Genomic DNA, 25,053 nt, shown 5'->3' with positions numbered 1-25,053 from the left:
ACCAAATGACTTGAATCAGGATCTAAAGAAAGTTCAGCGGTAATATTAAATCATTGTCATTCTTCTGGTCTTTATCTTGGCGTGACAGCTGTAACCAATGTGTGTTTGGATAATTTTGCGCTAAGTAGTTTTTTAAATAATCAATCGTGCTATCAGCTATTTGCTTATCCGTCTGGGCAGCACTGTCATGAATATGGTTATAAATGACGCTATGTACCGTCAAACCACGCGCTTTAATCGCCTCTAAACTCAGCAAAGTATGATTAATACTACCAAGCCGCCCTGATGTGACTAAAATCACCGGATAACCTTGAGTAGCAATATAATCTAAGGTTAATAGCTGCTCGGTTATGGGCACAAGCAAGCCACCTGCGCCCTCTAATAGCACTATATCGTAGCTTTGTTGCAATTGCTGCGTAAACTTGGTGATGATTTCAGGGTCTAGAACGGCATTAGCAAGCGCAGCAGATAAATGCGGTGACGCAGGTTTCTCATAGCGAAACGGACACGTGGTAAAGTCTAAATCACAAGGCTGCAACGGCATATTCATCAATTGACGATGAGTGACAATATCATCGGCAATATTCATCTCACCAGTATCACAATTGACGCTAACGCCTGTTTGTACCAACTTTTGAGTGATGACGTTAGCACCTTGATGCATCAGCGCCTTTGCTACCATGCCGGTAGCGTAAGTCTTGCCAATATCGGTATCGATACCAGAGATAAATAGCACGCTCATAGTTGACCTTGCTTTGTTAAATAAACACGAACCACCGTTAACAATGACTGACATAACGTTACTAATTCAGTGTCAGTAGTCATATAGGGCGGCATGATATAAACCAACTTACCGAAGGGTCGTACCCAGATGCCGTGTTCAATAAGTAAAGATTGAAATACTGGCATATTAACCGCGTCATTAAGCTCAATGACGGCTACCGCCCCCAAACAACGTACTTCTTCAACGCCAGCTAACGTCGCTGCAGGCGCGAGTTGTTGTTCCATTACGGTTTGCATATTTGCCGTACGAGCTTCGATATCATAGGACAAAATTAAATCAATCGATGCAGAAGCGACCGCACAAGCCAGCGGATTTCCCATAAAGGTCGGGCCATGCATCAGGGCTGGATAATCACTTTGGCTGATGGTGTCAGCAATATGGCGCGTACATAAAGTCGCGGCAAAGGTCATATAACCACCCGTCAGTGCTTTGCCAATGGTCATAATATCAGGACTAATATCGGCATGCTCGCAAGCAAACAGCTTGCCACTACGCCCAAAGCCTGTGGCGATTTCATCAGCAATGAGCAGCACGTTATGCTCATCACATAGCTGACGCAGTAGTTGTAAATACTCAGGGCTATAAAAGCGCATACCGCCTGCGCCTTGAATAATAGGCTCAATGATAAATCCGGCAAGTTGATCGCTATTTTTAGCAAAAAACACTATTAATTCATCACGTGTATTTTGATTTAGCTCGCGCTCAAATCCTAAAGGCGGCGCAGACACAAAGTGCTGCATCGGTAATTGTTTACCATACAGGCTGTGCATGCCATTAACAGGATCACAAACACTCATCGCATGCCACGTGTCGCCATAATAGCCAGAGTGCGTTGAGGCAAACTGGCACTTTTGCGGACGCGCAGTGGCAATTTGATATTGCAATGCCATTTTTAGCGCCACTTCTACCGCGATACTGCCGCTATCGGCATAAAATATCGCATCGAGTCCAGCAGGTACAATAGCTAGCAGCTTTTTGCCTAAATCTATCGCTGGCTGATGGGTCAAGCCGCCAAACATGACATGCGCCATTTTGCCCAATTGTTCAATCATCGCGGCATTGAGCGTTGGATGATTATAACCATGGACACTCGCCCACCAAGATGACATGCCGTCAATCAGACGCGTACCATCTTGCGTGACAATATAAATGCCTTCTGCATGATCAATAACGATATTTGGATAGGTGGGCGGCAGGCTGGCGTAGGGATGCCAAAGGTGCTGTTGATCAAAATCACTGGTAGCAGCATCGACACTCATAGTACGCGCTCAAACGACAAGCATTTATTTTTAAAAAAGCGTACTACCATTTGAATATCCGTATTCGTCATATTATTCCTAGTTTTTAGCATTTTTATATAGTGGATTTACTTTAAAAAAAATACAGTGCGACTGGGATGAGTTTTTCGTAGCCTCTGTGATAACAGCAAGCAAAGGAAGTTTATACCAATCGCACCTATCTATTAATGTATCGATTTTTAACGTATCGGTTTTATTTTAAAATAACTATTAACTCAAAGGCACGATTGGCAACGCATTACTGACCAGTGATACGTTTGTATTTTGACATCAAATCGCTTTCGGTTTCGACATGATCAGGATCATGAGGAATACAGTCGACAGGACAAATGACCACGCATTGCGGCTCATCGAAATGGCCAACGCATTCGGTACATAGGTCGGGGTTGATAACATAGATGTCATCGCCTTCTGAGATGGCCTCATTCGGGCAGGCAGGCTCGCAGACGTCACAGTTGATGCATTCATCAGTGATTAATAGCGCCATAAACTGCTCCTTATATTTTACGGATAACAATCAAGACTGGCCGTTTTGACGGTTCCAGCGAATAGTCGTCAATAAATACTATGTCTATTTAAGATTGAGTTTCTCAGCAAAGCCTTGCGACACACACTGAGGAACAAATTTAGTCACATCGCCGCCAAGCTTGGCAATTTCGCGAATCATGGTAGACGAGATAAACGAATAGTTCTGAGATGGGGTCAAAAATACTGCTTCAAAGTTCTCATCAAGTTCACGGTTCATATTGGCCAGCTGAAACTCATATTCAAAATCCGACATCGCCCGTAGACCACGCAAGACGGCAGTGGCATTTTTTTCACGCATAAAATCGACCAGCAGACCTTCAAAACCAATCACCGATACTTGCGGTAAATCAGCAAATACGGTTTCGACCAAGGTAACGCGCTCTTCAAAACTAAATAGCGGTTTTTTATGATGGCCTGAAGCAACGGCAATGACGACCTCGTCGAACAGCTTGGTTGCTCGCTTGACTAAGTCGACATGACCATTAGTAATGGGGTCAAAGGTACCAGGATATAAAATTTTGGTATGTAGCTTTGAGGAATTGGCAGCAGTAGGATGGCTCATAACGTGGCTAATGTAGTCGGTAATATTACGCTATATGCTAGCAAATTTTGCCCAAACTTAATACTCATCTGCTACATTTGTCCTAACAGCCGACTTACATTTTTGTGAACTGCTTTGCTACAATAGGCGGTTCGACTCATCCCTCTTATTATTTATAATAAAAGACAATCCATATTAAAGGGTTCGGATGAGGACTGTTAGACAAGGGCAATATATTTTGCACCCCTTATGGAGAAATTATGTCAAAAAAATCAAGAAAACCGGACAATCAAATTTGTGCCAACAAAAAGGCGCGCCACGAGTACTTCATCGAAGAAACCTTTGAAGCAGGTCTGGCGCTACAAGGCTGGGAAGTCAAAGCCATTCGTGCAGGTAAAATGACGATTACTGAAGCCTATGTCATCTTCCGCAATAATGAAGCCTTCTTATTTGGCGCGCATATCCAGCCATTGTTATCTAGCTCAACGCATGTGAGTCCTGATAGCATTCGTACCCGTAAGCTACTCCTCAATCGCCGCGAGATTGAAAAGCTGTTTGGCGCTGTCAATCAAAAGGGCTATGCTTGCGTACCGTTGTCTTGTTATTGGAAAAACTCGCTGGTTAAATGTCAAATTGGCTTGGCACTGGGTAAAAAGCAACATGATAAACGCAAAACGCTAAAAGACCGTGATTGGGAACGTGATAAGCAGCGCGGCTTTAAACAGCATTTAGATTAATAGATGAATGAAACCATTCACTTTACTCTAACGTAAAAAGGACGATTCAGCATACTGTTGAATCGTCCTTTTTTATTTGAAAAAATAGCGTTTTGATAAGACTGAGCTGCATTGTTAAAAATCAGATTGCTTGAGCTATTTTATTGATCTTCGACTCTTTTTGAGCACGGCGCAGTTGACGAATACCATGGCTAATCAAACAAGCAATACCCAACCAAATGAGCCCATAGCTATAAATCATTGCTGATTCAAATGGATTGCCCAAGACGGTGATGGCCAGTATAAACAATAATGCTGGTTCTAAGTAACTCATCATGCCATAGACATTCACGGGGAGCATTTGACTGGCATCGACGTTGGTTTTCATAGCCAGCACGCTAAGAACACCCAACCCTGCCAGCATCATGATAAAGAAACCAGAACCACTTACCACGCTCAAACTGCTCGGCGCGAATAAAAATAAATAAACCAAGGCAAATGGCGCGAATATCGTTAAATCGACCAAGAGTCCAGTCACCGCGCCAATCCCTTGCAGACGACGCAAAATATAATAAATAGGATACGTGCCACAGACCCAAAGTGTGGCCCAAGAGACACTTTGGGTACGAATAATTTCACTACCGACGCCGACAGCGGCAAAGGCAACCGCCAACCATTGCAGACGGCTTAACTTTTCGCCAAAAAAGACACAGCCAAATATAACCATCATTAGTGGGAATAAAAAATAGCCCATTGCGGTTTGAACGCCCTGCTCATTGACCGGTGCCCACATAAATAACCAAAACTGACTGAGGAATATCGGTGTTGGCAATAACAACCACGCCCACTGCTTCACAGTACCTAGCGCTTTTAACTTATCAATATGCAAACCCAAGCGCCCACTAATTAGCAAATAGCCTATCAGTCCCGCCCACATCGCTAGCATACGCCAGATAAAGACTTGCGTACCTGACAATGGCGCTAAAAAGCTGCTGTAAGCATAAAGTACGCCAAACAACAAATTCGACAATACTGCTAAGGCCACGCCCATGATTAACGTACGTTGCTGTGTGCTGCCTGCTGTCCAGATAGTAGCCAGTGGCAAGCGCGAAACAGTCGTTGCGAGTGTATTAGCGAATACGTTAGATAGCATTAAGATAGACATAAAGACACCGTACATGTAAATAGATTTTAGAAAACCCGCTATTAGCCTGTATTTATTATGGCTAAGCTTTGATTACTAGGCTTTGTTTGCCAAGCTTTGATTAGTGGTGTCTATTTTACTGAACGATATTGATAAATTATCTCCAAATAAAGCTATTTATAAATAAATTTATCTTTTATGACTCTTAAAACCAAATATTTTCTTAAATTTTGACTTATAGTGATAATAATTATAAAAATCTTTAACAAAAATACTTTTTAGAAGAGAGCATACAATGAGCCAAATTTTAGATGATATCGATAAAGCGATTTTAAATTTGCTACAAGATGATGCGACCTTGCCATTAAAAACGGTGGCAGAACACGTGCATGTGTCTATCGCTACTGTCCAGCGCCGCATCCAAGCATTAATAAGCAATAGCGTCATTACTAAGCAAGTCGCTATCGTGGATCCAAATAAGGTTGGTTACGGCCTGACTGCCGTGGTAATGATAGAGATGGCGCGCTCAAATACCTCGATGCAACATCGATTTGAGCGTTTGATGAATGCGCAGCCACAAGTGATGAGCTGCTATGAAGTGTCCGGTGATGCGGATTTTATGTTGATGGTCAATGCCAGAAATATGAGCGATTATCATCGATTCACGACTGGTCTGCTCACCTATGAGAACAATGTACGCAACTTTAAAAGCCAATTTGTGATGAATTTTACTAAAAGTGGGACAAAAATTTTGCTTGATTAGCAATCTCAACAAGCATTGGTTTATTGGGTTAATTAAAAGTAGATAAGTTACTACTAAAAAAGGTACGATATCAACGAAAGTCTGGCAGTAAACAATAATTGCCACCTCAATAGTCCATTGACAGTAGACAAGGAAGTCGTAGTATGACTAAAAATACCCGTGCCCTTAAAAAAGAAGAAAGTGCTGATCCAGCACTAAAAGCATTAAGTTTTAAAACAGTGATAACAGGGGCGTCGCTCGCGGCATTGCTCGCCAGCTCAGGCTGTGCCACCAGTTCATTGTTAGAAGACAATAACCGTGTCAGCACAACCACGACTAAGAGTGTGTTGTCTGAAGACCAAATCGTGGCTTTTGGTCGTCCTGCGCAAGCATTGCCAAAAACGCCAAATGCGACCATGGTGATCGTCGGTGAAAAGAACAGCTACGTGCTGACCCAAGGCGGGACAGAAATGGTCAATTTGCTCACCAATCTGACGCCAAAGAACATCCAAGTCGATAATGACATGAGCTTTGCTGTGCCCAATAATGATGGGTATTTTCAGGGAGAGATGAAGATGTCTTACGCCAAATTAAAGGATGAATTTAAGCGTTCTGACTATCAGTTCTTTTTACAGAATAATGGCCGCGAGTGTACATCCGCCAGCGATCTGCGCATCAACGCTCAGCGCTTTTGCTTTAGCGTTCCTGTAAAAGGCGCTATCTATCCGCAAGTCAGCAATTTAAGCCTAATTCAGTCGAATTATCGCGCTTTAAGCAAGCCTTATATGGTCAGCTTCCATACACAAACGCAGCAAGACCAAGTCACTCGTAGTGGTACGAATACGGCTCAAAAGTTGGTTTTATTGCCTTTCGCCCTAGCATTTGATGTGGTGACTTTCCCATTCCAGTTATTAGAGTAGTAATTCCTTACTATAAACGATGATTTAGAACGAAAAGATGGTTGGTTTCTAAAAGCCTTTTTATTCATAGATTGTCTTACACTATCAATAACTTATCATTAATCGCCCATCATAGAATAGGTCGCATCATGAGTGCGATTCATGTTAAAATGAGCGCTTTTAAATGAGCCGTTGTTAATGAATAACAATAACGGCTTATTTTTAGTGCCACTTTTTAATTAACAGGTCTGCCCATGTCTGCCGATACCATCGCCCGCACCGCCTTTAAACAAGGCACCAAGCCACTTTACGACTACGACAAACACTGGGCGAGCTGCTACGAGCCTGCGCCTTATCTGCCGATGAGCCGTAAAGAAATGGATGATTTGGGCTGGGACGCTTGTGACGTCATCATCATCTCAGGCGATGCCTATGTCGACCATCCAAGCTTTGGCATGGCGATTATCGGCCGCTTATTAGAAGCACAAGGCTTCCGCGTCGGTATCATTGCCCAGCCAGACTGGAAGAGCAAAGATGCCTTTATGGAACTGGGCAAACCTGTCTATGCTTATGGTGTGACGGCGGGCAATATGGACAGCATGATTAACCGTTATACCGCTGATCGCAAGATTCGTAGCGATGATGCGTACTCTCCAGGCAATGTCGCCAATAAGCGTCCTGACCGCGCTGCTATCGTCTATAGCCAGCGCTGCCGCGAAGCGTATCCTGATGTGCCGATTATCTTAGGCGGTATCGAAGGTAGCTTACGCCGTATCGCCCACTATGACTATTGGTCAGATAAAGTTCGCCGCAGCATATTGCTCGATGCCCGTGCCGATGTCTTATTGTATGGTAATGCTGAGCGTGCCATCGTCGATGTGGTACATGGTCTGTCGAAAGGCTATAGCTTTGAGCAAATGAGCAAATTGCGTGGTACGTCCTATCTGTTGACCCCGACGCGCCGCCATTGGCAAGCGGATATGACCGAGGTTGCCAGTAATGATGTCGATACTGTCGGTCGTGTTGATCCGATTATCAACCCATACGTCATGACCGAAGACGTGGATCAATGCTCAATCGAGCAAGAAAAGCCGAGCGACTCGCCCGTTGGGCAAGCGCTGTCAGGAATGGCTTCACAGTATCCCGGCTTTGTGTCTGAACCAGTTACCAATAAAATTATCAATGCGCATCAAGTCGATGAAGAAACGCAAGTCGTGCAAATGCGTGGCTTTAATAAGCCGATGACAGCACGCAAGCATAAACTTAAAATGCCGCCGCGTGAGCAAACCGTGATTCGTCTGCCTGATTATGAGCACGTCAAATCTGACCCTGTGCTCTATGCTCATGCGAGTCGTATCTTACATTTGGAGACCAATCCGGGCAACGCGCGCGCACTGGTGCAGCGTCATAGTAGCGGCGCTGGCAACTCACACACCTCTATTGACGTTTGGCTCAATCCACCACCGATTCCGCTCTCAACCGAAGAGATGGATTACGTATTTGACTTGCCATATGCACGCCTACCACATCCGAGCTATGGCGACGCGCGCATTCCTGCTTATGACATGATTAAGTTTTCGGTCAATATCATGCGTGGCTGCTTTGGTGGTTGTACCTTCTGCTCGATCACTGAGCACGAAGGCCGCATTATCCAAAACCGCTCAGAAGAGTCTATCTTGCGTGAAGTGGAAGCGATTCGTGATACCGCACCCAACTTCACTGGGGTGATATCGGATCTTGGTGGACCCACGGCTAATATGTATCGTCTAAACTGCAAAGACGATACCATTGAAAAGAATTGCCGCAAGCCATCTTGTGTCTATCCTGACGTCTGCGAAAACCTGATCACCGATCACAGTAATTTGACCAAGCTATACCGTAAAGCGCGTGATATCAAAGGCGTGAAAAAAATCCTTATCGCTTCTGGCTTGCGTTATGACTTGGCAGTAAAAGACCCTGAATATGTCAAAGAGTTGGTCAGCCATCATGTCGGTGGTTATCTAAAAATCGCGCCTGAGCACTCAGAAGAAGGCGTGCTATCAAAGATGATGAAGCCGGGCATGGGCAGCTATGATAAATTCAAAGCCATGTTTGAGCAGTACAGCCAAGAGGCAGGCAAAGAGCAATATCTGATTCCTTACTTCATCGCCGCCCATCCGGGCACCAAAGATGAAGATATGATGAATCTTGCGCTGTGGCTAAAAAGTCATGGCTATCGCGCTGACCAAGTGCAGGCGTTCTATCCGAGTCCGATGGCAACGGCGACCACCATGTATCATACGCATAAAGATCCGCTGCATAAGATTAGCCGCAGTGAAGGTGACATGGATATCGTCAAGTCGGGCAAGCAGCGAAAATTGCACAAAGCGTTCTTGCGCTTTCATGATCCAAAGAACTGGGTATTATTGCGTAAAGCACTGCAAGACATGGGACGTAGTGACTTGATTGGCAAAAACCGTGGCTGCTTGATTCCGCCCTTTAACGCCAGCTTAGAAGGTCGTGATGCGGCACAAGACAGCTATCAATCAGCGCGTAAAAAGAACAGCCGCCTAGGTAATGATTCGGTGAAGCGCACCAATAATAGCTCGAGCGCTGTAAAAAACACCAAGAAGCAAGTGAGCAAAGGCAACTTCCAAACGCAGCATACGGGTCTGCCACCGCGCAAAACAAAATAATTATATTAGCAAACCAAGGTTATAAACTAAGCTTGGTTGGCAACAGCTCAACGCTCGTTATTAATAAAAATCGCCCATCAGCTTAATCGTTGATGGGCGATTTTTATTGACCAAATTAATCAATGAGCTAATCTAAGTTATTAAGATTAAATTGTTCTGCAAATCAGTTAATGCTTAGTTCACGACCTACTAAAATTAGAAATTACATTAGTCATCGGTTAAGTAAGAAAGCTAACAGGTAACAAACAATTTCTAACATTGCTCTGACCACGTTTTCGCTACTATGACGTCATATGCTTAACGCATTATTAAGAACAAATAAATGACCATAAACGAATAACGATATATAAAAGTTACTTTATATAAAAGCTACTTTTGGAGAAAACAGTGCATACTTTAACTAAATTCGCGACTGCCCTACCTGCCCTTGCCTTATTGAGCGCTTGTGCCACCACCGTCCCTACTACGCCAGAGTCATCAAATACGCCTGCTTCAGAAAGTGTCACTAACGCCGCTTATGATCGTATGGCACCAGCCCCTTATACCTGTACTGACGACAGTAAAATCATGGCAAAACAGTCCATTAATAAAAAGCAAGTCATGCTAAACGCGACCTTACCTAAAGTAAACTGGGCCGACCAACCAATCATCTTAAATGGTGGCGTCCAAGGTGACACCGCGAGCTATGTCAACGAATCAAACTCAGAAGTCGTCTATGCATGGCACATGAAAGGCGATAAAGGTATCTTTGCCATGAAGTGGGCTGACGGTAAAGAATATCAAGTAAACTGTCAGATAGGCAGATAATAATTTTGGTTTAATCGTTCATTAATAATGATAAACCTACAATTATTAAACTGAGCAATACTATAAACAGTCATCATATGGTGGCTGTTTTTTTGTGCGCATTTTTTAAGAATATGCCAGTTGCTTCGATATTTTCATATTCAATATTTTTACAACAGGCGCTTGTTTCCTCCATTTCGCTAGAGAACCGTAAAGAAAGCTGTCAAACTAGGGCATATTAATCATGACCAATAATAAAAAGGATAACTCGATGGCTAAGCGTCTAATAAGTATGATGGCAATTGCAAGTATATGGGCGCTGACAGGCTGCAATAACGCTGCCGATTCTGTTGATGCTACTGACCAAACCCCTGAGGCAGCGGCGACAGCAGCAGATTCATCGACGCCAAAAGGCGAATCAGCAGTCGGTACGATAGACTGGTCATTAGTAGACAGTGGTGAAAAGCCTGCTGACCCCACCAACTATCAGTATCCGTTTGCACTGGATAGTCAAAACGTCCGTGATTATGCGGATTATTTCAAGGTGCACGCTGCGACCGCACAGCACAATCTAACCATCAGCATGGCCAGTAACGAGGCACTATCGAAAGCCTTGGATCAGTTGAGTGAGACCTATGTCTCACATGAGGTAACCGATGGCAATGAAATGACGCTTATCATTCATACCACGCCCGATGTCGCTGCCAGCAGCTACGATTATGTGCTGTCTGATGACTTTGCTAAAGGGCTAGTGTTGCCTATCGTGATACAGCCAGATGGTAAGAAAGGTGATGTGAAGGCACATGGAGAGATGGCGGAGTAGAAGTTGGGTTTTACTTCTCTAAGCTAATAGTAATTCCACTAAAAAAACCATATAGATTTTATAGACAAGGAAGTCGATGTTTAAATCATATTATCAACACTATCATTCACTTAGCCCACAGGAAGTTTATGAGGGTTTATTAAGTTATGGAATGTTTAGCGACAATTTACCGTCTTTCTTACAATCTGCTGATTTTTTTGCTTGGTGCAAAGAACAAAAGGACTCTACCTTTCAGAAAAAAGAAACGACTCCTGTCTATTATGAAAGCATCAGAAATGTAAATATACCCAGACTTATTACAATTCCAAATCCTATAGCATATAGAAACCTCTGTTTAAATTTGAAAAATAACTGGGATGATATCCTATTACACTTCCAAACCTATACAGATAACCAAGACTGGAAAGTAAGTAGAATTCATATAAGAAAAACTAAAGAGAATAAGAAGATTTTGGTCTTAGGAAAATATGACACGTTAAGAGTTATAAATCGCCAGATAGATAAAGAACAACTATTCGATATGGGTTTTTCAGATTATAGGGAAGACGATGATCCATTATTAAAGTTTAAAATTAAATCAAGGTTTCAGGCACATGCAGATATATCTAACTGTTTTGGCAGCATATATACTCACTCTTTAACTTGGGCAGTTGCTGGTAAAGCTAATGCAAAAGTCAACCGTAGCGGATTTTGGTTTAATGAGCTAGATACACTTTTGATGAATACGAATAATGGCGAAACACACGGTATTTTAATAGGTGCACATGCATATAATTTAGTGTCTGAAATTATATTAGTAGTAATTGACCATCAATTAGTTAAAAAAGGTTATAAATTTATAAGACATATTGATGACTATGTCTGTTTAACAAAGAACTATGAAAAAGCAGAAAATTTTTTAGCAGACCTTTCTAATGAATTGCGGAAATTTGGTCTAATTCTTAATGGTAAGAAAGTTTCTATAGAAGACTTACCGGCGACAAAAAACTCAAGTTGGATTGTTGATATCTCTAACCATCCAGTAAGTTTAATAAGTTACCTCAATTATAATGTCATGGTTAATTATTTAGACTTTCTATTGAGCTTACTTAAGAAAAATGACGATGATGCTACTATATTAAATTATGGTATAAAGGTTATAACTGGAAAAAGAGCTTCTACTAATGCTGTTGAGTACCTGATTGATACGGTTCATCATTTGGTTATGATTTATCCATACCTTGTTGGTTTACTTGAGAATCAGTTATTTGAGAGATATGAAATAAATATCTCTACAATTAAAAATATATCTGAGAATCTTCTTCACTATGGTACTGAGCGTAATAGTTATGAACTTGTAGCGTACTCAATATACTTTTCATTGAAATACGACTTTGAATTCGATATAAACTCAACTCTATTAGAAAAAACTGGCAGTCTAGATGACTGTTTGACATTATTACTTGCCTATTTATATGACAAAAAGAAATATGGAATCCGCAGTAAAGCGGTTAAACAGCATAAAGTCGTAGCTGAACATCTTTACAGTAATAACGAAGATGATTATTGGCTATACTACTATGAGGTTCTACCAGCTAATGATTTGAAAGATTACTGGAGTAAAATGAAAAAGGACAAAGTTAGTTTCTTAAAGCAAGTTTTCAATAGCTAGAATAGTTATTCGTTAGAAACCAATATCGGTGGGTTTCACTCTTACCAACCCACCCCATCATTCAAACTCTACACTTTTACACCTCTGTCAACATCGTCAAAAACTCTTCCTCACCCACGATTTTCACACCCAGTTTTTCCGCTTTGGTGAGCTTAGAGCCAGCCTTATCCCCTGCTAGTAGCGCAGTGGTTTTTGCCGATATACTGCCTGAGACTTTTGCACCCAGCGCTTGTAGTTTGGCTTTGGCTTCATCACGCGCCATGCTATCGAGCGCACCCGTGATAACCCATGTTTGCCCATCAAGCGGTAAGTCTCCAGTAGCTTTTTGCTCCACCTTATCCCAATAGACGCCAGCTTCAAGCAATGAATTAATCACTTCGATATTGTGCGGGGCACGGAAGAATTTATAAGTCAGCTCAGCGGTGATTGCGCCAACGTCAGGCGTTTGTAGGAGCTTGTCGATATCTGCTGCCATCAGGCTATCAAGGTCGCCAAATTGCTGCGCCAAATTCTGCGCCGTGGTCTCACCGACGCCGCGAATACCGAGCGCATAGATAAAGCGTGCCAGTGTGGTCTGCTTACTCGCTTCAATGGCGCTGAGGATGTTTTGTACCGATTTCTCCCCTAGTTTTTCAAGCGTAATCAGCTCGTCTTGATGTTTATGCAACTGATAGATATCGGCAACGGTCTTGACCAAACCGTGCTCAAAAAAGCTAATCAGCCAACTTGCGCCTAAGCCATCGATATCCATCGCTCGACGCGAGACAAAATGAATGAGCGCTTCTTGCTGCTGCGCGGGACAAAACAAACCGCCCGTACAGCGCGCCAACGCTTCATCTTCTGGCAATACCACAGGAGAATCGCAGACGGGACAAGTTGATGGAAGTTTCACTGGTTCAGAATCTTCTGGGCGTTGATCTGTCCAGACGCGGGTAACTTTGGGAATGACATCCCCTGCACGGTGGACGCTGACCATATCACCTGCACGTACATCTAAACGTTGAACCTCACCAAAATTATGCAGGGTGACGTTGCTAACAGTGACGCCGCCAACTTTAACAGGTTCCAATTTACCAACGGGCGTAATCGCGCCAGTACGTCCGACTTGCCATTCAATACTATGCAAGCGTGTCATGACGGTTTCGGCAGGGAATTTATAAGCGGTTGCCCAGCGCGGTTCACGCGATAAAAAACCAAGCTGCTGCTGCAATGCTAAGCTATTTACTTTGATGACGGTGCCATCAATCTCAAATGGTAGGTCGCTACGCGTTGCAATGACTGATTCATAATAAGCTTGCGCCTCACGTGGATTCTGTACTACTTCCACCGCACTGACGGTAAAGCCAATGTCCTTTAACCAAGCAAGAGCCGCTGATTGGGTGTCGATGCTATTTGGCAGACCTTGATTCACTGAGTAGCAATAAAAGGCTAACGGACGGCTGGCGGCAATAGCTGGATCAAGCTGCCGTAGGCTACCCGCTGCCGCATTGCGTGGATTGGCAAAGGTTTTACCATCGTTCTCTTCTGCCAGTCGATTAAGACGCTCAAAGCCTGCTTTGGGCATCAGCACTTCACCACGTACTTCTAGCAGCTCGATATCAGCGGCAGCAGCGAGCCAAAGTGGCAAATTGCGGATGGTTTTGGCATTTTGGGTGATATCCTCGCCCGTTTGCCCGTCACCGCGGGTCACCGCTTGTACAAATTTGCCATAAGCATATTTGAGCGACACCGCCAAACCGTCAAGTTTTAACTCTATCTCATATTCAGGATTTTTCTGAGAGTCGCTTAGACGGTCGTTGACGCGGCGCATAAAATCACGCAGATCATCATATTCAAAGACGTTGCCAAGCGACAGCATGGGAATATCATGGGTGACCTGGGTAAAGGCAGACAATGGCATATCGCCCACTTGATTAATCGGACTGTCGGGCTGCACTAAATCTGGGTATTTTTCTTCAAGCGCCAATAAAGAGCGACGCAACTGATCGTATTCGCTGTCTTCTAAGAGGGGATTATCAAGGACATAATAGGCGTAATTGTGCTTCTTAAGGGCATCGATAAGCGTGCGCATTTGAGTAATGATAGCAGTATCATTGTCTGCAGATTTTGCAGTATTGATGTCTTTATTAATGTCTTTAGAGTTAAGTGGTGAGATAGGATCAGTCATAATCGGCGTCTTTTCTTTGCAATTCAAGATGCCGATATAATAACAAGTTTGTAGGAGTCTCGGATATAGCCAATCATATATAAATCAGATACGGTGTCAGGCTCGCTCAGTCTGCGCTGTGTATTACTTTCACTCACCTTTTTTGTCTCTAAATTATCTTAAACTGGCTGTAATGTTTTGCAGAAGATCAAAGCCATTGAAAACTAAAAAAGGCAGATAACGTCAATCGCTATTTGCCTCTTAGAATACTGCCATTATTTATTAATGTTTGTCGCTATTAATCTTTAACCTTCATAATCGCGCACTTGGTTACGTAGCTGCTGTTTGTATTCAGGGGTGATTCGTTCGTTCTCTTCATCGAGCATAATGGCGTCCAAATCGCTTGCCATCATATAAGCAATACTCATCATACTGTCAAAGCTACGCAGCGCTTGTGGATGTGGCAAAGACAAAAATACCACCACGCCATTATAAGTATTAGTCGCCACGCTATGCGGATCAAAAGGTGCGATACCACTATCGGTGATGCCCATCATGCTAAACCACAGCATGCCAGTGCCGTCTTTTTGCTCATAGCGATGGAACATGTTCATCGCGCCATAGCGCAGACCATATTTATCAATCAACGTTAATAAATCACGACCACGAATCACCGCTACTGGACGGTCGCGGTATTGATGCGGCAAAATAGTGATATTGATATTGTCTTTGGCATTAATCAATGGGCCGTTTTGCGCGTCATCGACTGGCTCTGACAGATGCTGATCAAGTATTGGACTATTGTCATCAAAGCTTGGCTCTTCTGCCGTATCAATCGATGGCATCAAATTGTCAGTCGCCGACATCAGGCTAGAAAAGGCATCAGGCTCTTGCTCGATTTGCATCTGCTGCGCCGTTTCTGCAAACTCGCTATTATCGCTACGCTGTTGTTCGTCCTGCCAGCGCGCATAATCGGTATCAGCCATCACGTCATGATTAACGTCATTAGTCTCACCACGCCCAGCGGTCAACTGCGTATCGACAGTGGTATGCGTCTGGGTCAAAGGTTCTTCTTCGACGACGGCATCCAAATAACTGCGATCAGGACCGATGCTAGTCTCGCCAGCGACGGTATCTTCTAAGTCTGGCTCATCGACGATATTACGCTCGTGGCGCGGTATGATAGGAATACCGTTTTTATCATAATTGACCGCGGCAGCCTCAGCCGTTTTGCGGCGCTTAAAGCTGCGAATGACCATAAACAGCCCTGCGAGCACGATAAACGCGGCAATGGCAATCAATATAAACTGAATAGCGGTCATGAGAAATATATCCTAATAACTATGATAAAAGGGAATACATAAGAAGGCATAAATGGCAATATTCTAGCATGGCTGACCCATGTCGTCACCACATTGTGTATTTTATAGTCAGCACGCTTTATTTGAGTCGTTTGCAACGATTGTGGCGTACAATTTTATTATAGCCAATCAGTAACACTGCTATCAGTGACCATGCTAATAGTAGCGTCAACATCATTCTGTGAAACATCATTTTGTTCAATGTTAACTTGTTTAGTCTTAACTTTCTACATAACGCACCGCTTCATCAAGTGAAACACTGACTAAAGTCGAAATACCTGCGTTTGGCATGGTAATACCTTTTAGCTCATCAGCAATCTGCATCGTCAGCTTATTATGACTGATAAAAATAAACTGCAAATCGTCTGCCAACTCATGAATGAGACTGGTAAAGCGTACAACGTTGGCATCATCGAGTGGTGCATCGACTTCATCAAGCACACAAAACGGTGCCGGATGCTGCTTAAATATCGCAAAAATTAAGCTCAGCGCTGTGAGCGTTTTTTCACCGCCTGACAGTACGGCAAGGCGACTATTACGCTTGCCCTTTGGTTGCGCCATCAAGGTTAACCCTGCCCGCCACTGTTCTGACTTTAGTGCATTAGCAGGCATGTCGTCAGTATTTAACGTTAGGCTGGCCTGTCCACCGCCAAAGACTTTGGCAAACAAATTGGCAAGCTCGTTATTGACCGCATCAAGCGTCTGCATAAACAAGGTCTTGGTGGTCTCATCAATAGAAGCAATCGCCTCGGTCAACGTCTGCATACTGGCAGCAATATCGGCTGTTTGCTGCGCCAGTGGCTCTAAGCGCTCATTAACTTCTGCCAATTCTGCTACTGCAGCGAGATTGACCGCGCCAATTTTACTGAGCTGCTGCTCAAGCTTTGCGCGCTCAGATTCTAATTCTGCGATTTTGTCTGGACGTACGCGGCGGTCATGGGCGATAAAATCCGCCAATAAGTTTGAGACGCTCATCACTTGTTGCTGATGCTGCTGCGGCGCTGTATCCGATTGCGCTTTATAGTTATGACTGACTTTATGGTAAGCATCTAGCGCTTCTTGCGTATGAGCACTGGCATCATCTAATTTTGCAGCGCTTAATGCCAGCTCGGTGGCGAGACGGGCAAGCTCACTTTGCTGCGTTTGCAAGGCGTTTTGCAGTGTATCTAATTCAGTCTGCTGCTGACTATATTCTTGCTTAAGCACCGTTAATGCTGCCTCGCGCGTCGTTAATACTACTTGCTGCTCATCACGTGCTGTTTGTGCTGTTTGCAATGCTGCTTGCAGTGCGGGCAGTTTGTTTTGCTGCTGCTCATGACGCGCCTTTAGACTTTGCTCGCTTTGTAGCGATTTTTCATGCTGCGCAGTTGCCCGTTCAAGACTACTAGCGCTATGCTCTAAGCGCATCTCGCTCTGCTGAATACGAAGCTGTAGTGCTTGCCAAGCATCATCATCCGTTTGACGCGCACGATTTAGCTCACTACGCTCGGATTGTAATTGCTGACTTAATGCACGAGCGTCGTCTATTTGCGGCGTCAGCGCTGCTATCTCGCTTTGGATCTGCTGCTGCTCGTGATTTAGAGCCTGCTGCTCTTGCTCTAATTCTTGTTGTTCTTGCTCAAGAGCTACTTTATCAGCATTTAGACGCTGGCTTTCTGCTTGTAGACGTTCAGCGTTGGCGCGCTGAGTGGTAAGCTGCTGCTGGTATTGATGCTTATTGCGGGTTAATTGCTCCGCTTGTGCGCGAGTTTCTTCTAAGCTGATCGTTAACGAATCGTAGTTACGCTGGTTATTAACAATGGTCTTTTGCTGCTCTTGTATTTTGGTTTCAAACTCATCAAGCAGATCTTCTAATGCTTGCAAACGGCTACGCTGCTGTAAGCGCTGGCTTAAAAATTGACTATTGCTCTCATTTTGACCATCTTGCGCCCCAATAAATTTACTGAGACTTATCGTACCCTGACGACTGATAATCCAGCCATCCGAGGTTAGCAGAATTGCTGATGATGGTAATATTTTCAGAATATCAGCGAGCGCGTCAAGAGTCTGATTATTAGTGACCTCAGATTGTGCGACATATAAATAACATTGCTGCCAAAGCGCTAAGTTAGGTGCAGTAATCAGCTGTGATAAAGGCAGTATTGTATCAGTCAAACCGTCAGGCAATTCGCTAACAATTGGCTTTGCGTTTACATCACTTTGCTTAGCAGATAGCCACAGGCTATGACCATTTTCTATTGAAAAATTGTCCTGTTTATTAATCTGTTCGTTTTGCGCATTCTGATAAGTGAACAAATCCGTTAAGTCATGCTCAAGCGTTTGCCATAAGCTATTTGTTTGCTCAGAGTCATCACTCGCGTTATCAACGCTTGGTTGATTGGCTTGCTTAGGAATCAGCACATGACTATCCAACCATAATGCCAATACGCTATCGAGTAACTCGGCATGCTGTTGCCCTTTTGCGCTGAGTTCAATCTGCTCACGTAAGGTAGTAATTGCCAATTCGTTATACTCGCTGGCTATTTCGCCCTCTAAATCACTTTTAGCATTAGCAGTCTTTGTATTAACGAGCGGTTGCGATTTTGGTAGTGGTTTAGGATGCAATATCTGGTGTAGAGTATCGTACTCACCTGCCAATACCGCGTGACGTTTTTCATCCTCGCTTAACTCGCGCTGCTGCGTGTGCAAACGTTGCTGCAACTCATGTGCTTGCGGTTGTAACTCTGACAGACGTTCATCCACGCTGTCTTGTTGGCGCTCAATCTGCTGCAACTGTTTATTTAGCTCAGTCACTTGCATCTCTAATGTGCGCTGCAAATTGTTCGCATCAGCCTGCTCTTGCCCATCACCATCAGCCCTTTCAGTAGGGGCAGCTGGTGCTAGTGACTGTTGTAGTTGCTGCCATAAAGTTTGCCAATTTTGCTGGCGGCGCTGCCATTTATCATGATTTTGCTGCTGGCGTTTTTGCGCTTGGTTATTAATGGCTTGCTGCTGCTCAAGCGTACGCGCATTATCTTGCAGGCGTGACAGCTGGTTTTGCGCGTCATGGTAGGCGCGCTGTAATGGTTGCTCGTTGCGTTTATGCGAATCGCGTTTACTGTTAAGTTCATCGAGTTGCGGACGCAGCTCTTCTAGCACCTTCTGCTGCTCAGCCTGCTCGGTTTTTAAGCGCTCAATTTCATCGACTGCTTGCTCACGCTGCTGCTCTAAACTGACTAGTTGCTGTTCAATAACGGTTAGCTGCGACTTTGCATCGCTAAGCTCATGCTCAGCTTGTTGATAGCTTAGCTGCTGCTGATAATGGCTGCTTTGCGCATCATCTTTTAGCCACTGCTCTTGATTGATATGGGCCGCAAGCTTATCTTGTTTGGCTTTTAGCGTTTCATAGCTGGCTTGTAGTGTGGCGACTTCATTAGCGCTACGTTCATGGGCGATTTTTTGCTGCTGCTGATTATGCTTTGCTTGATATAACTGCTGAATGGCAAGTTGCTGCTTGATATCAGCAAGTGTTAACGCTAGCTCTTCGTAACGCTGAGCGCTTTCTGCTTGCTTAGATAAGCGTTTTTGTTGGCTGACCAGCTCGCTTTGCATATCATGCAGACGCGCTAAGTTGTCTTGCGTTTTCTCGAGCTTCTTTTGCGTCTCTATCCTACGCGCTTGATAGCGAGAAACCCCAGCCGCCTCTTCGATAAATTCACGCAGCTGCAACGGGCTAGATTCAACAATACGCCCAATCATACCTTGCTCGATGACCGCATAACTGCGCGCGCCAAGCCCAGTTCCCAAGAATACGTCAACCACATCACGGCGACGACAGCGCGTGCCATTGATAAAGTAGTCCGAGCGCCCCTCCAAATTTACCTGACGGCGGACGGACAACTCTTGATATAAATTAAACTCATGGCGAATCCCCGTTTGCTCATCTTGGGTATGCTCAAAGGTCAGCTCAACACTGGCGACACTTTTGGCCGCTTTATCCTGCGTACCTGCAAAGATAACATCACTCATCGCCCCGCCGCGTAACTGCTTGGCAGAAGTTTCGCCTAGCACCCAGCGAATGGCATCGATGACGTTGGATTTGCCGCAGCCGTTCGGCCCGACGATGGCGGTGATGCCATGACGGAAGGTAAAAATCGTTGGATTGGCAAAGGATTTAAAGCCTGCCAGCTTGAGAGATTTTAGGCGCATGAAGAATCGATAAACTTAGCAAAAACAGGCGGCTATTCTACCTGAAATTGTGCTAAATTTTTAGGGTTTGTGACAGATGCTATAATATGGCTTAGAATCCACATAATTAATTTAAACACTAAAAATTAAGAGAATTAAAATGACTGATTATAATCCGCAAGAACTACAACAAAAATATGAAGAATGGTGTGAGCTACATCGTAAACAGCTTGAGGCGCAACAGCAGTTCTTAAAAGCTGAAACATTGCAAAACGAATTAAAAGATTACTATCTTAATCCGCAATGGATGGCGGATCGTGAAGCGGATCTGCCAATTGAGCACTCGGGCAAAGAGCACTCTATCTTTAGTGAAGATGCGCTATGGAATATGCTCACTGACCGTGACGAGCTGGCACGACAGTGGATGCGTTTAGGGCTAGATGCGATTGATAAAAAGTAATCATTTCAAACTTTCTTCCGCTTTGATTAAAAATACAATGATAGATGCTGTCATGTGTAACACATACTGAATAAGGTGCTCAGGAACTTCTATGTCATCATTACCTTTACCATGACCGCTCAATTTGTTTCGAGGTGTACCTATACTCGAAGTAAGTATATTACTTAATGAATTAAATTGATCTGTCCAAAACTTTGGTATCAATTCATTAGCTAAGCAACAATCAATAAGCTTCTTTGAAGCTGCATTTTTATCACATACCCAACTTCTCTTATGAATTATAATTTTCATTGTACTTTCAAAAGCTTTTAGACAATCTGTTAGTGCTGAATCGTAACGACCATGACGATAATGTTCGTGAGCCTTTAAGAATTCTTCTTGTGCACCTTTATACATTGGATTACTTAGTAACTGTAAAGCTGGCTTAACTGCTTCAGCATGAATAAATTCAGAATCAACTCTAATAATTTGATCATTCTCATATTGATAGCCTACACCATTTTCCCGGAAACGCTGATTAAGTTCCTTTATAAAATTTAAATTACTAGGACTTTCAGTTGCTGATAATCTCCTTAACTTTATTGCATTACTAAACACTAATTCAACAATGCTCAATTCTATCTCAACATCTTCAACTTCTTTAAAAAAGCCCTCTATTCTTCGAAAGAAGGGATCTTGATAATGCTTCTCTGTACTAAATTTTTCTAATCCTAGTTCTTTAAGTAGAATAGAGTATATTTGCTTGTAGAATCTACTTTTCTGTCCTTCTTCTTGAGTTCTTGCGTACCATGTATCGACGCCTACAACCTCTTTCCAAATAAATACTATTTGATTTTTAAGTGTTCTAGGTATCTGATCATATTGATAGACCTCCGTATATTCACCTCTTAACTGTTTTTGTCTTTTAAAATACAAATCATGTACTGCCATTTTTTATTCCTCGAATTTAAGAAAATCACAACACCCCAATTCCACTTAACAATAACTGCCCGCCAGCAAACAATAGCAACACCCCAAAAGCACGTTTAAGCGTGAGCGCAGGCAATACATGGGTAAGCTTCGCACCGACTTTTGCCATAGCGAAGCTAACAACGGAAATGCATAAAAATCCTGTGATATGCACAAAGCCTATCGTACCTTCTGGTAAATTGACCACGTCTTGACCAAACCATGCAAAGCCTGCCGCGCCAGCCAATGCAATCGGTAGCCCGCAAGCGGCTGAAGTGCCGACCGCTTGCTTCATCGGCAGTCCCGCCCAGTTTAAAAACGGTACCGTCAAACTGCCACCACCAATCCCAAAAATAGACGATGCCATACCAATACCTGCTCCAAACTGTACACTAGCAGGCGGTAACGGCTTACCTAACTGCTCTTTGTTAGAGAAGAACAACATCTTTAAAGCGACCAATAACGCCCCGACACCGATGATGGCTTGTAACACCTTACCGTCAATCATATCGGCAATGCCTGCCCCGACCAAACTGCCTATGACCAAACCTAATGCCATTTTTCGCCACACTTCCCAGCGTACACCGCCGCGCTTATTATGCGCCGTGAGTGAGCTAATAGAAGTCACTACGATGGTCGCCAGTGAGGTACCAACTGCCAAATGGGTCACCACTTCAGGAGGAAAATGATACGCAGTAAAAATCCATACCAATGCTGGCACGATAACCATGCCGCCACCGACGCCAAATAAACCTGCGCTGACCCCAGCAAACGCCCCTGCAATGACAAACCACACATACAACATCATAGTACTACCTTTTATAATGGTTATTTTTAGATGATAATAACCAGCGCCTGCGCGTCATTAGCATCTAAGTCGTGACAATTCTGCCGATGGCTGTCATTCTTAACAATGGCCTTAGTATATCAAATGCTATCTTAAAGACTCTATCAAACAGTATATGAACTACAGCGACTAAATTTATGCCGTTATCTATATCTATGCCGTCACCAGCCAATCCTTCCGTTCATTTAGCTGAGCTTACGCATCGTCATGTGCTCAGCAGCGCCTCTACCAATAGTGAGCTGATAGACGCTGTGCAAGATGGCACGCTGGATGCTACTAAGTTGCAGCTACTAACAGCTGAAACCCAGAGTGCAGGACGCGGACAGCGAGGTCGCTCATGGCAATCACCGCGCGGTAATGTCTATCTGTCGTTATACCACCCAGTACACATGCCCATTAGCGGTTTGTTATCGTTAATCATCGGCGTTGAGCTGGCAAAAACGCCTGTTATCCAAACATTGAATGAGAAATTACGCGCGCAAGGTTTAACCCCTATCGGCGTAAAATGGGCCAATGATCTGGGCTTTTATCAAAATTCTTCTGAATCAGATAAAGCTGAACCAGACACGCAAATTATTCAATTCAATAAGCTTGCTGGTATTTTAATTGAACCAGTTTGGAAGGCAGGAAAATTGGTCGGCGTGGTCATGGGCGTTGGACTTAATGTACAAGCTGCGCCAAAGCTAACCGCGCAAACTTGTGAAGGCATGAGCTATCAAGCAATTAGCTTGCAAGATATTTATGGAATACTAGCGTCAGATAACGCTAACAGTCTACCAACCTTACAGATGCTTTATCAGCAAATTAGTGAAGCACTACTGGCAGCTATAACGCGCTTTGAGCATTTTGATATCGAAAGGCCAACTGGGCATACTTACTATTTAGATAACTTTTTGCAAGAGTTTGCAAGGATGGATGCACTGGCAGGTCTGCGATTACGGGTCACCCAAGACCATGATGATAATTCGCATGTAATCACTGGTGACGCCTGCAGTATTGATACAAACGGCTGTTTGCAATTGCGTGAAGATAACGGTAAGATTTCTGCGCTTTTTACCGGTCGTATTCATGTGATTCGTGAGGCGTAGACCACATACTTAACGAGCACCATATAAAAGGATTTTTATGCTCTGGTTAGATCTTGGAAACACCCGTCTAAAATACTGGCTCACCGATGATATCGGGCAAATAGTCGCGCACGATGCCAAACAACACTTGCAAGCGCCTGCCGAATTACTCATGGGTCTGACCGATCGTTTTGAGCGTTATGCGCCCGACTTTATCGGTATCTCGTCGGTACTGGGTGACGAGCTCAACGTAAAAGTATCAGAGACTTTGAGTCGTTTAGATATTCCGTTTGAGTTTGTCCATGTTGATGCTGAACACCCATTGATGCGTAGCGCCTACAATGACGAGCAGCTCGGCTGCGATCGTTGGCTACAAATGCTGGGCGCAGTTGATAAGAAAAAGCGCCAGTGCGTGATTGGTTGCGGTACAGCGGTGACGATTGATTTGATTGATCACGCGGAGCATTTAGGCGGTTATATTTTCCCCAGTATTTACCTGCAACGTGAATCACTATTTTCAGGCACCAAGCAAATTACCATCTCTAATGGTACTTTTGATAGCGTCAGTCAGGGAGTTACCACGCAAGATGCGGTCCATCGTGGGATATTATTGTCCATCGTTGGTGCGATCAATGAGATTAGCCATCGTCATCCCAACTTTGAAGTCATTATGACGGGTGGTGATGCCGCCATTATTGCGCAACATGTCAATCGCCCTGTACGCCTGCGCGATGATTTACTGTTAAATGGTCTGGCACGTTATTTTGATCATAGTAAACAGACATAGCAATTTTAATCTAAGAGATATAAAATAAACATAAAAAAAGCAGTACGTTTTAAGCGTACTGCTTTTTTTGGTTTAAATACGTCTAACTTCTCTATTACTACCTATGGCACTGTAAAAATGATAGGTAAGCTAAAACTTGCCCTTACGGCTTTTCCTTTAACCATGACTGGTTTCATTCTGCCGCTTCTTACCTGTCGAATAGCATTCTCATCCAAGCATTGATTACCGCTGCTTTTTTTGACTTGTACTCTAGTAATTTTGCCTTGTTTATCAACCGATCCATCTAACAAGAGAGTGAGCTTATCGCCGGTACTCATAGTGTTTATACAATGAGATTCGATTCTCAAAATAGGTCTTACCACCCAATTTGCATTGCTAATAGAAATTTGAGTAACGGGTTCAGAATTAGACAAATCAACCAACTCTGCCTGTGCAGGCGACATACTCACTGTCATCGTAAACAATGCAAATAAACTGACTAACAGGCCATAAGCACTGATAGATTTTATACTGGTTCGAAAAGGAGAAGATGTATTAAAAGCTAAGTTAGTATGTAGTTTGCGAATCATTATAAAAGTCTTTTATCCAAATCATTAAAAAGTGCCACGCTATGAGACATATAACGTAGCACATTTTTAGATCTTAGAGCAGAAAAATTCGATAAAAGTTAACTTTTAATTCGC

The 25,053-nt window shown here is 43.6% G+C and carries 21 protein-coding genes; 10 read left to right on the top strand and 11 right to left on the bottom strand.

Annotated features, from left to right (window positions below):
* Positions 1–22: 22 nt before the first annotated feature.
* From bioD to coaD, 4 genes are all read right to left on the bottom strand, one after another.
* A complete protein-coding gene (bioD, locus tag CXF65_RS09000) occupies positions 23–742 on the bottom strand; it encodes a dethiobiotin synthase (RefSeq protein ID WP_025651624.1) in 720 nt (239 codons plus the stop codon).
* Complete coding sequence (bioA, locus tag CXF65_RS08995; RefSeq protein ID WP_101211793.1) at positions 739–2,043, bottom strand: adenosylmethionine--8-amino-7-oxononanoate transaminase; 1,305 nt, start codon at positions 2,041–2,043, stop codon at positions 739–741. The genes bioD and bioA overlap by 4 nt, the downstream gene beginning before the upstream one ends.
* Before the next feature lie 277 nt (positions 2,044–2,320).
* Positions 2,321–2,569: a YfhL family 4Fe-4S dicluster ferredoxin gene (locus CXF65_RS08990; RefSeq protein ID WP_101211792.1), complete on the bottom strand. Its 249-nt coding sequence runs from the start codon at positions 2,567–2,569 to the stop codon at positions 2,321–2,323.
* Positions 2,570–2,653: 84 nt separating this feature from the next.
* A complete protein-coding gene (gene coaD, locus CXF65_RS08985) occupies positions 2,654–3,172 on the bottom strand; it encodes a pantetheine-phosphate adenylyltransferase (RefSeq protein ID WP_101211791.1) in 519 nt (172 codons plus the stop codon).
* A 239-nt stretch (positions 3,173–3,411) separates the two neighbouring features.
* On the opposite strand from coaD, the gene smpB reads away from it, so the two are divergent.
* Positions 3,412–3,888: an SsrA-binding protein SmpB gene (smpB, locus tag CXF65_RS08980; RefSeq protein ID WP_025651629.1), complete on the top strand. Its 477-nt coding sequence runs from the start codon at positions 3,412–3,414 to the stop codon at positions 3,886–3,888.
* A 121-nt stretch (positions 3,889–4,009) separates the two neighbouring features.
* On the opposite strand, the gene rarD is transcribed toward smpB, so the two are convergent.
* Positions 4,010–5,032, bottom strand: coding sequence for an EamA family transporter RarD (gene rarD / locus CXF65_RS08975; protein ID WP_264754736.1), 1,023 nt, complete (start codon positions 5,030–5,032; stop codon positions 4,010–4,012).
* Positions 5,033–5,306: 274 nt separating this feature from the next.
* On the opposite strand from rarD, the gene CXF65_RS08970 reads away from it, so the two are divergent.
* From CXF65_RS08970 to CXF65_RS08945, 6 genes are all read left to right on the top strand, one after another.
* Positions 5,307–5,774: an Lrp/AsnC family transcriptional regulator gene (locus CXF65_RS08970; protein ID WP_101211790.1), complete on the top strand. Its 468-nt coding sequence runs from the start codon at positions 5,307–5,309 to the stop codon at positions 5,772–5,774.
* Between the two features lie 143 nt (positions 5,775–5,917).
* Positions 5,918–6,673: a hypothetical protein gene (locus CXF65_RS08965; protein ID WP_101211789.1), complete on the top strand. Its 756-nt coding sequence runs from the start codon at positions 5,918–5,920 to the stop codon at positions 6,671–6,673.
* Between the two features lie 233 nt (positions 6,674–6,906).
* Entirely contained in the window at positions 6,907–9,327 is a 2,421-nt protein-coding gene (locus tag CXF65_RS08960; RefSeq protein ID WP_025651633.1) for a YgiQ family radical SAM protein, read from the top strand.
* 387 nt (positions 9,328–9,714) lie between these two features.
* Entirely contained in the window at positions 9,715–10,134 is a 420-nt protein-coding gene (locus CXF65_RS08955; protein ID WP_025651635.1) for a hypothetical protein, read from the top strand.
* A 223-nt stretch (positions 10,135–10,357) separates the two neighbouring features.
* Complete coding sequence (locus tag CXF65_RS08950; RefSeq protein ID WP_227523235.1) at positions 10,358–10,936, top strand: hypothetical protein; 579 nt, start codon at positions 10,358–10,360, stop codon at positions 10,934–10,936.
* Positions 10,937–11,012: 76 nt separating this feature from the next.
* Entirely contained in the window at positions 11,013–12,587 is a 1,575-nt protein-coding gene (locus CXF65_RS08945) for an RNA-directed DNA polymerase (protein WP_101211787.1), read from the top strand.
* Between the two features lie 76 nt (positions 12,588–12,663).
* On the opposite strand, the gene ligA is transcribed toward CXF65_RS08945, so the two are convergent.
* From ligA to CXF65_RS08930, 3 genes are all read right to left on the bottom strand, one after another.
* Positions 12,664–14,754, bottom strand: a complete 2,091-nt coding sequence (gene ligA / locus CXF65_RS08940) for an NAD-dependent DNA ligase LigA (RefSeq protein WP_101211786.1) — start codon at positions 14,752–14,754, stop codon at positions 12,664–12,666.
* A gap of 284 nt (positions 14,755–15,038) precedes the next feature.
* Positions 15,039–16,055 (bottom strand): cell division protein ZipA C-terminal FtsZ-binding domain-containing protein, encoded by a 1,017-nt coding sequence (locus CXF65_RS08935; RefSeq protein ID WP_101211785.1) that lies wholly within the window; start codon positions 16,053–16,055, stop codon positions 15,039–15,041.
* 258 nt (positions 16,056–16,313) lie between these two features.
* Entirely contained in the window at positions 16,314–20,282 is a 3,969-nt protein-coding gene (locus CXF65_RS08930; protein ID WP_101211784.1) for an AAA family ATPase, read from the bottom strand.
* A 139-nt stretch (positions 20,283–20,421) separates the two neighbouring features.
* Here CXF65_RS08930 and CXF65_RS08925 point away from each other — a divergent pair, with 139 nt between their 5' ends.
* On the top strand, positions 20,422–20,721 hold the full coding sequence (locus CXF65_RS08925) for a DUF4298 domain-containing protein (protein ID WP_101211783.1): 300 nt from the start codon (positions 20,422–20,424) through the stop codon (positions 20,719–20,721).
* Here the strand turns inward: CXF65_RS08925 and CXF65_RS08920 are convergent, their stop codons facing one another.
* Together CXF65_RS08920 and CXF65_RS08915 are read right to left on the bottom strand one after the other, a co-directional pair.
* Entirely contained in the window at positions 20,722–21,651 is a 930-nt protein-coding gene (locus CXF65_RS08920; protein WP_101211782.1) for an STM4504/CBY_0614 family protein, read from the bottom strand.
* Positions 21,652–21,676: 25 nt separating this feature from the next.
* A complete protein-coding gene (locus CXF65_RS08915; RefSeq protein WP_198551988.1) occupies positions 21,677–22,474 on the bottom strand; it encodes a sulfite exporter TauE/SafE family protein in 798 nt (265 codons plus the stop codon).
* A 179-nt stretch (positions 22,475–22,653) separates the two neighbouring features.
* On the opposite strand from CXF65_RS08915, the gene CXF65_RS08910 reads away from it, so the two are divergent.
* Both CXF65_RS08910 and CXF65_RS08905 read left to right on the top strand, forming a co-directional pair.
* Entirely contained in the window at positions 22,654–23,604 is a 951-nt protein-coding gene (locus CXF65_RS08910) for a biotin--[acetyl-CoA-carboxylase] ligase (RefSeq protein ID WP_101211780.1), read from the top strand.
* A gap of 37 nt (positions 23,605–23,641) precedes the next feature.
* Positions 23,642–24,370, top strand: a complete 729-nt coding sequence (locus CXF65_RS08905) for a pantothenate kinase (protein ID WP_101211779.1) — start codon at positions 23,642–23,644, stop codon at positions 24,368–24,370.
* A 101-nt stretch (positions 24,371–24,471) separates the two neighbouring features.
* Here the strand turns inward: CXF65_RS08905 and CXF65_RS08900 are convergent, their stop codons facing one another.
* Positions 24,472–24,939 (bottom strand): energy transducer TonB, encoded by a 468-nt coding sequence (locus CXF65_RS08900; protein WP_101211778.1) that lies wholly within the window; start codon positions 24,937–24,939, stop codon positions 24,472–24,474.
* Positions 24,940–25,053: the final 114 nt, after the last annotated feature.

The sequence above is a fragment of the Psychrobacter sp. Sarcosine-3u-12 genome, assembly GCF_002836005.1.
Classification (GTDB): Bacteria; Pseudomonadota; Gammaproteobacteria; order Pseudomonadales; family Moraxellaceae; genus Psychrobacter; species Psychrobacter okhotskensis.
Note: the sequence above shows the minus strand (reverse complement) of the source record. Positions and strands in the feature narration are given on the sequence as shown.

Bases quoted from the DNA above. Each gene is read 5' to 3' on its own strand.
- bioD (WP_025651624.1), bottom strand. From the start codon at position 742: ATGAGCGTGCTATTTATCTCTGGTATCGATACCGATATTGGCAAGACT.
- bioA (WP_101211793.1), bottom strand. From the start codon at position 2,043: ATGAGTGTCGATGCTGCTACCAGTGATTTTGATCAACAGCACCTTTGG.
- CXF65_RS08990 (WP_101211792.1), bottom strand. From the start codon at position 2,569: ATGGCGCTATTAATCACTGATGAATGCATCAACTGTGACGTCTGCGAG.
- coaD (WP_101211791.1), bottom strand. From the start codon at position 3,172: ATGAGCCATCCTACTGCTGCCAATTCCTCAAAGCTACATACCAAAATT.
- smpB (WP_025651629.1), top strand. From the start codon at position 3,412: ATGTCAAAAAAATCAAGAAAACCGGACAATCAAATTTGTGCCAACAAA.
- rarD (WP_264754736.1), bottom strand. From the start codon at position 5,032: ATGTCTATCTTAATGCTATCTAACGTATTCGCTAATACACTCGCAACG.
- CXF65_RS08970 (WP_101211790.1), top strand. From the start codon at position 5,307: ATGAGCCAAATTTTAGATGATATCGATAAAGCGATTTTAAATTTGCTA.
- CXF65_RS08965 (WP_101211789.1), top strand. From the start codon at position 5,918: ATGACTAAAAATACCCGTGCCCTTAAAAAAGAAGAAAGTGCTGATCCA.
- CXF65_RS08960 (WP_025651633.1), top strand. From the start codon at position 6,907: ATGTCTGCCGATACCATCGCCCGCACCGCCTTTAAACAAGGCACCAAG.
- CXF65_RS08950 (WP_227523235.1), top strand. From the start codon at position 10,358: ATGACCAATAATAAAAAGGATAACTCGATGGCTAAGCGTCTAATAAGT.
- CXF65_RS08945 (WP_101211787.1), top strand. From the start codon at position 11,013: ATGTTTAAATCATATTATCAACACTATCATTCACTTAGCCCACAGGAA.
- ligA (WP_101211786.1), bottom strand. From the start codon at position 14,754: ATGACTGATCCTATCTCACCACTTAACTCTAAAGACATTAATAAAGAC.
- CXF65_RS08935 (WP_101211785.1), bottom strand. From the start codon at position 16,055: ATGACCGCTATTCAGTTTATATTGATTGCCATTGCCGCGTTTATCGTG.
- CXF65_RS08930 (WP_101211784.1), bottom strand. From the start codon at position 20,282: ATGCGCCTAAAATCTCTCAAGCTGGCAGGCTTTAAATCCTTTGCCAAT.
- CXF65_RS08925 (WP_101211783.1), top strand. From the start codon at position 20,422: ATGACTGATTATAATCCGCAAGAACTACAACAAAAATATGAAGAATGG.
- CXF65_RS08920 (WP_101211782.1), bottom strand. From the start codon at position 21,651: ATGGCAGTACATGATTTGTATTTTAAAAGACAAAAACAGTTAAGAGGT.
- CXF65_RS08915 (WP_198551988.1), bottom strand. From the start codon at position 22,474: ATGTTGTATGTGTGGTTTGTCATTGCAGGGGCGTTTGCTGGGGTCAGC.
- CXF65_RS08910 (WP_101211780.1), top strand. From the start codon at position 22,654: ATGCCGTTATCTATATCTATGCCGTCACCAGCCAATCCTTCCGTTCAT.
- CXF65_RS08905 (WP_101211779.1), top strand. From the start codon at position 23,642: ATGCTCTGGTTAGATCTTGGAAACACCCGTCTAAAATACTGGCTCACC.
- CXF65_RS08900 (WP_101211778.1), bottom strand. From the start codon at position 24,939: ATGATTCGCAAACTACATACTAACTTAGCTTTTAATACATCTTCTCCT.